A 6,419-nucleotide genomic window follows, 5' to 3' on the forward strand; every position below is an offset into this window, starting at 1 on the left:
TTTAAGATTCTGTTCTATCTAAGAAAGAACTATCTGAACAAGGAAGGAAAAGCGGGTATTATGATTCGTCTGTCGCTTAACGGTGAAATTTCTCAATTCAGCTCAAAGCTGGATATAGAACCTGATAAATGGGATACCACATTGGGCAAGGCGAAAGGAAATACACAAAAAGCCCGCCAGTTGAATGAAACATTGGAGGACATCCGTGCTTCGCTGAAAAACCACTACCGGGATATTGAAGTGCATGAGTCATTCGTAACGGTAGAAAAAATACGCAATGCGTTTTTGGGAATAACGGCGAAACAAAGAACACTGCTGGAACTTTTCAAGAAACACAATGAGGATGCAAGAAAACTGGTCGGCATAAGCAAGACTCCTGCCACCCTCGCGAAGTATGACCGCTGCTACCGGAGGCTGGAGGAATTTATGAAAGTGAAATACAATATTTCGGATATATCACTGAAGGAAATCGGCCATATGTTCATTACGGACTTCGAGAACTATCTGAGAACGGAAAGCAAATGCAATGAGAATACTACGGCAAAATTCATGCAGACGTTCAAGATGATTGTAATCATTGCCAAAAACAACGGTTGGATTTATACTGACCCGTTTTCAAATTATAAAATCAGACTGAAACGTGTGGACAGAGGTTATTTGACGGATGCGGAACTGCAAAAGATAATGAAGAAGAAGTTTCCGACTAAAAGACTGGAACAGGTACGGGACGTGTTCCTGTTCTCTTGTTACACGGGATTATCATATGTGGACGTGAAGGAACTGAAGGCAAGCGACATCAGAATCTCGTTTGACGGGAAGCCGTGGATCATGACGCACCGTCATAAAACAGATACTCCGGTAAACGTACCGCTGCTGAAGATACCGCAGGCGATACTCCAGAAATATGAAGGTCAGCTTCCCAAAGGTCAGTTGCTGCCTGTGCTGAGCAATCAAAAACTTAATTCTTACTTAAAAGAGATTGCGGATTTGTGCGGTATAAATAAAAATATTACCTTCCACCTGGCACGTCACACGTTTGCTACGACCACAACTCTGGCTAAAGGCGTGCCGATTGAAACGGTGTCGAAAATGCTGGGGCATACGAACATTGAAACGACACAAATCTATGCCCGCATAACTAATGAGAAGATAAGAAAGGATATGGAGGTCCTTGCGGGAAAACTGGATGCCATGTTATGACCTCCATGCTGAGATTCCATATATAATGTATAAAAGCAACTATTATGGTGAGATTTGGCAATTTTGAAGTGGAATATAACCGCAATGCACTTGATAAGGTGAGCGTAAGGATAGAAACGGACGACAAGGGCGAGGTATGGTTGCCGAAATGCGATATTGCACGGGCGTATGGCGTGTTTGTACAGTCGGTAAATGCCGGACTAAAATCCCTTGCAAAAACCGGTGACTTTGATGAATACCGGGACGTGCGGGTGGAACATTTCACCTATAACGGAAAAGATTGCAGTGTGGACCTCTACAGTCTGGCAACCATCATTGCACTGGGATTCCGCATGAAGGGACTGAAATGCGAGGCATTCAGAAAGTGGGCTGCAAGACGGCTGGCAGAATCATTTGAAAAGAAGAAAAGTACGGTGATTCTCTGCATGAGCGGCGAAAAGAAAAACAGCTGGAACTGAAAGCCGCAGGATATGGCGGATATACGTGTCGGGATAGTCTCCCCTGTTCGGGAGGCTGTCCCGACACGTGTTTTATATAAGTTAAAAAACATGAAACTGTAAACGTGCTTATCCGTAAACCGATAATAATGTGTAACTTAAATCCCTCTTAAACCTGTAATTAAAGACAGAAACGGTATGGTGGAAGAATTTGACCTGCTTGAAGAGGTGGAAGTGCAGTTCTGCGATGAGGAATGCACGGAGTCGGTATGGCACGGAGTGAATTACAGCGAGAGCCTGTTCTGCAGGGAGAAACCGAAGTCGGAACTGACGGTAGTCATCAGAGAGGAAGGCATGATGTACTTCCTGACTGCGGACATAAAGGAGTTTGCCGGCCTGTGCCGGAAACACGGGTGGTACATCGTCTCGCACCAGCGGTTCAGCGAGGCGATGGAAATCGGCATGTGCCTGATGGAAGCCGGAAAACATGCGGGATGGTATTCGCTGGGCAGGTCGAAGGAATGGAATGCCATGATGAGGGATGTGCTGAACTTTACGTTTGAAAGGGAGAAGAAAATGGACTTCTACCCGTACGAAACGATGTTCAAGGGAGAAGTTCTTATAGACGGGTGCAGGTGTCACTACCTGCATGACTATTACCCAACGAAGATTGAAAAGACGGATGCACACCAAAAACGGGTAAGCAACCTGATATTCCGTTTTAAGGAAGGAGGACACTGTGGCGAGCTGGTCGCACGGATACTGGCACTGTGTCTAAAACATGCGGGATTCAACGGAACGAAGGAAGACACGGTACTGATACCTATACCCGCATCGACAAGGGAAAGACAGCGGAAACGCTTTCCGGTGGTATGCTACTACCTGTCGGAATGGCTGGGCATTACGGACGGTTTCAAGGCCATCTGGATAGAGGAAGACCGAGAGCAGCTGAAAGGAAAGGGAAAGGATAAGGACATACTGCGGAACCTGCAATTCACACGGCGGTATATCAGAGGAAAGAATGTTGTCCTGCTGGATGATGTACTCACGACCGGGGAGAGCTTCAGGCAACTGCAACGAAAGATGAAACAACTGGGGGCATTGTCGGTTATTGGGGTGTTTCTGGGGAAGACGGTATGAAATATTATAGAAAATGAATATTATATCTTTAATCTCCACAATCATGATTGACTATTCATAGGAAAACTCTCTTGTATATATAGAGATTTATTACGAATATTGCTTTTCCTTTGTATTCATCATGATTTGTTGATAATTATCAAGCAAATAAATATTACCGAATAAATTAATTATTGTATAAGGAGAATCAAAGTATGAGTTATATAAAAAATATTAAGATTAGAAATTTCAGAGGAATCAAAGAATTAAGCCAAGATTTTGGTAATGAGAAATTCATTGTATTGATCGGACGTGGAGATTCTGGCAAGACTACCATTCTATCAGCAATTTACGCCGCACTATCTCCTTCATGGAATATGGCATTCAGTGATCTAGATTTTTATAATCAAGATACATACCAACCCATTAATATTGAACTGACATTAAAGGAATTACCTGATGTGTTAATTAAAGAGTCAAAGTACGGCTTATATATTCAAAATGACTTAGATGAAGATGTGAAGAATGAAGATTTATCTATAATAATAAATCTAACCGTTGACGAAACGCTCGAACCTCATTGGGTTGTAAAGGCTAGAGAAGGTTCTGATATTGATGATAAACCAATATCGGCAATGGATAGAGCTTTACTTGCTGTAAATTACATAACAGACTATGCTGATAATCAATTTGCATACAATAGGCAATCCCCTCTATATACTCTAACCAAAACAAGATTGGAAGACGGCCATACAATCGAACGAGTAAAATCAGAACTAATACGGTCTATGACATCTTCTATAAAACCAGAACAATTAGCTTTATTAAATACTCCTTTGGAGAGTCTAAAAATTACTGCTGAAAAATTAGGTCTGAATGTTTCTGATTTGTGCGTTCAGATTGATATTAAGGAAAATCCGTATACTGGTAATAGCATAGCCCTTCATAATGATTCTTTGCCATATCGTTTACATGGTAAAGGCAGCAAAAGGCTTATGTCCATAGCTATTCAATCAGAATTAACTAAACAAGGTGGTATAGTGATGGTTGATGAACTTGAACAAGGTCTTGAACCTGACAGAATAATCACATTGGTTAGAATATTAAAATGTACAACAAACGGTCAAGTATTCATTACAACTCATTCTTTGAATGTTATTTTGGAGGCTGAATGGAATAATTTATTTGTTGTAAATAAAGGCGCAAAAACATTGAGTATTGTTGACGAAAGTCTCAATGCTTGCAGACGCAGTAATCCTCAGGCTTTTTTTGCTAAAAAAATTATTTGTTGTGAAGGAAAGACAGAAATAGGCTTTATAAGAGCTGTCGATACCTGGATACAACGAAAATATAAAACAAGCCTATCTGCTCAGGGCGTAGTAGTAGTAAATGCAGAAGGAGGAAGCAAAATGTATACTTATGCAATTATGCTAAAAGCATTAGGCTTTATAACTAGTGTATTTGCCGATGACGATAAGCCTGAAGAACTGAAAAGATATAAAGAAGATGCAGAGAATAAGAAGGTTAAATTATTCCTCTGTGAATCAGGGAATTGTCTTGAACGGCAAATCATGGAAGATTTGCCTTGGGATGAAATTCAAACAATAATAAATTGTCCTCAAGATGGATTCCCATATCAAAACATACAATTACCTGAAGGGTTTGAAGAAAAAATCAAAGGTGCATCTGATGCTGAAACAAAAGATGAAATACGTTCTGAAATAGTGGCATTAGCTATAAAAAAGAATAAAGAATGGTTCAAGCACATACCAGGTGGTGAGTTTCTTGGTACCGTTTTTTGTGATTCTTATGATAATATAGACTCCAACGCTTGTTTGAAACAAAACATTAACTCGTTATTAAACTGGTGTAATATTTTATGACAGATTGGAATGATTTTATAAAATGTACCCGTGGATTGCTTATTGCACCTGCAGGGCATGGCAAAACAACAGCAATCGCTGATTGTCTTTTGCAATGCCCAATAGATTCGTGTCAGTTGGTATTAACACATACCCATGCTGGTATAGCTTCACTTAGGAGTAAATTCAGACAAAAGAATGTACCTTCATCAAGGTATCAAATAGAAACTATTACAGGGTTTGCACAACGTTATGTTTTAAGTCTTATCGGATCATCCGCGTTACCTGAAGAAGAAGATAAAAGCTATTTTAATGTAGCTATTGAAAAATGTTGTTCATTAATTCAAACGAGCGCAGTACAAAATGTAATCAAAGCGTCTTTTAGTGGAATATTTGTCGATGAATATCAAGATTGTACAATTGACCAACATAACATGATTATGGGGTTAGCGAAAAATCTTCCACTTCATTTATTAGGAGACCCATTACAAGGTATCTTCTCATTCGAAGATAAACCTTTAGTAGATTTTGAGAAAGACCTTTGTTTATTTACACGCTTTGAATTACTTGATTATCCCTGGAGATGGGAAAAAAGTAATCCTGCTCTTGGGCAATTTATTTTTAGGATTAGAAAAGAACTTGAGGTTAATCACAAAATTGATATTGATAGTAGCCCTAAAGATAATATTTTTGTTATAACATGTTTGCCCAGCGATAAATACAGTTGTCTTGGCAGATTAATCAAACAGCAAAAAAGTAATAATATTTTGATAATATGCCCGTCATATAAGGAATACGATAATAATGGCAAACTTATTTTGAGAGGTGGATTAAATGAAAGAATTGTTATTAAACAGAGAACAGACTATGCGAATAAATTTTTAGTACTCGATGCCATTGATAGTTCTGAATATTATCAATGTGCAAAAATGATTGATTTGTTTATAGAAAAATGCTTGCGTGGAAATCGAATTAAGAAGGTTGCCAGATTACATGATATTTTGAAATCACTCCACTTAAACATCTCTGAAGTAAATAAATGGATAGATAAAAGTAAAAATACATTCAAACAACGTACTAAAGAAAATGCCTCTTTTTCTAAGAAATTAAAAGAATCTTTCTCACATTTTGAAGCAGATGTTAATCTTTCTAATTTAAGGACTGTACTGACTCAAATAGTACAGCTTCCCCAAATAAAATTATATCATAAAATCTTTTATTATACTATTGATAAATGCTTTAATATTGCCCAGATAAATAATATCTCTATGTTTGAGGCAATGAAGCTTCAAAAAACAAGATTACGTCATCAAGGACGAAGTGTAGATGGTCTTTGTTTTGGTACAACACTTCTAACTAAGGGATTGGAATTTGAAACTGTAATAATTTGGGATGCTCATAAATTTGAGGATGTGAAAAATTTCTATGTTGCAATTTCAAGAGCTTGTAAAAGACTTATAATAATGACAGAAACAAAATCTCTTACTTTTGATAAATAACATGATTGAGTAATAAATTCCAATTGAGTATGTATAAATCAATATTATAAACAAGAATTTATTACAGATATGGCGGCTTCATCCGTGCTTCAGTGCCGGATGGAGCCGCTTTTTTTGTGCCCGTATGCGGGGAAAACGGGGATTATGGAAGAAAAATAAGGAAAATCATTCCCTACTATGGAAATACTATGGATTGTGCCTGCGTGGAGTTGCGCACCTTTGCAGCGTAACCAATACGGAAGGATATGGAAATTGCATATTCCGGCGGATACCCGTTCAGCATTTCCGGTGATATCCGTTCA

At 38.5% G+C, this 6,419-nt stretch carries 5 protein-coding genes; all 5 read left to right on the top strand.

Features of this window, described 5'->3' with window-relative positions; genetic code table 11:
• A partial coding sequence (locus DXD04_RS16400; protein WP_147330774.1) for a site-specific integrase occupies window positions 1-1,200 on the top strand: 1,200 nt, incomplete at its 5' end.
• Window positions 1,201-1,244: 44 nt separating this feature from the next.
• Window positions 1,245-1,658, top strand: coding sequence for a virulence RhuM family protein (locus DXD04_RS16405; protein ID WP_117674197.1), 414 nt, complete (start codon window positions 1,245-1,247; stop codon window positions 1,656-1,658).
• A gap of 177 nt (window positions 1,659-1,835) precedes the next feature.
• The gene (locus tag DXD04_RS16410; RefSeq protein WP_117674198.1) at window positions 1,836-2,777 is read left to right on the top strand and encodes a ComF family protein; all 942 of its coding nucleotides are present in this window, start codon (window positions 1,836-1,838) and stop codon (window positions 2,775-2,777) included.
• Window positions 2,778-2,971: 194 nt separating this feature from the next.
• On the top strand, window positions 2,972-4,639 hold the full coding sequence (locus DXD04_RS16415; RefSeq protein WP_117674199.1) for an ATP-dependent nuclease: 1,668 nt from the start codon (window positions 2,972-2,974) through the stop codon (window positions 4,637-4,639).
• Window positions 4,636-6,117: a UvrD-helicase domain-containing protein gene (locus tag DXD04_RS16420; protein ID WP_117674200.1), complete on the top strand. Its 1,482-nt coding sequence runs from the start codon at window positions 4,636-4,638 to the stop codon at window positions 6,115-6,117. The genes DXD04_RS16415 and DXD04_RS16420 overlap by 4 nt, the downstream gene beginning before the upstream one ends.
• The last annotated feature ends 302 nt before the right edge of the window (window positions 6,118-6,419 follow it).

Source organism: Phocaeicola plebeius (assembly GCF_003437535.1).
Classification (GTDB): domain Bacteria; phylum Bacteroidota; class Bacteroidia; order Bacteroidales; family Bacteroidaceae; genus Phocaeicola; species Phocaeicola plebeius_A.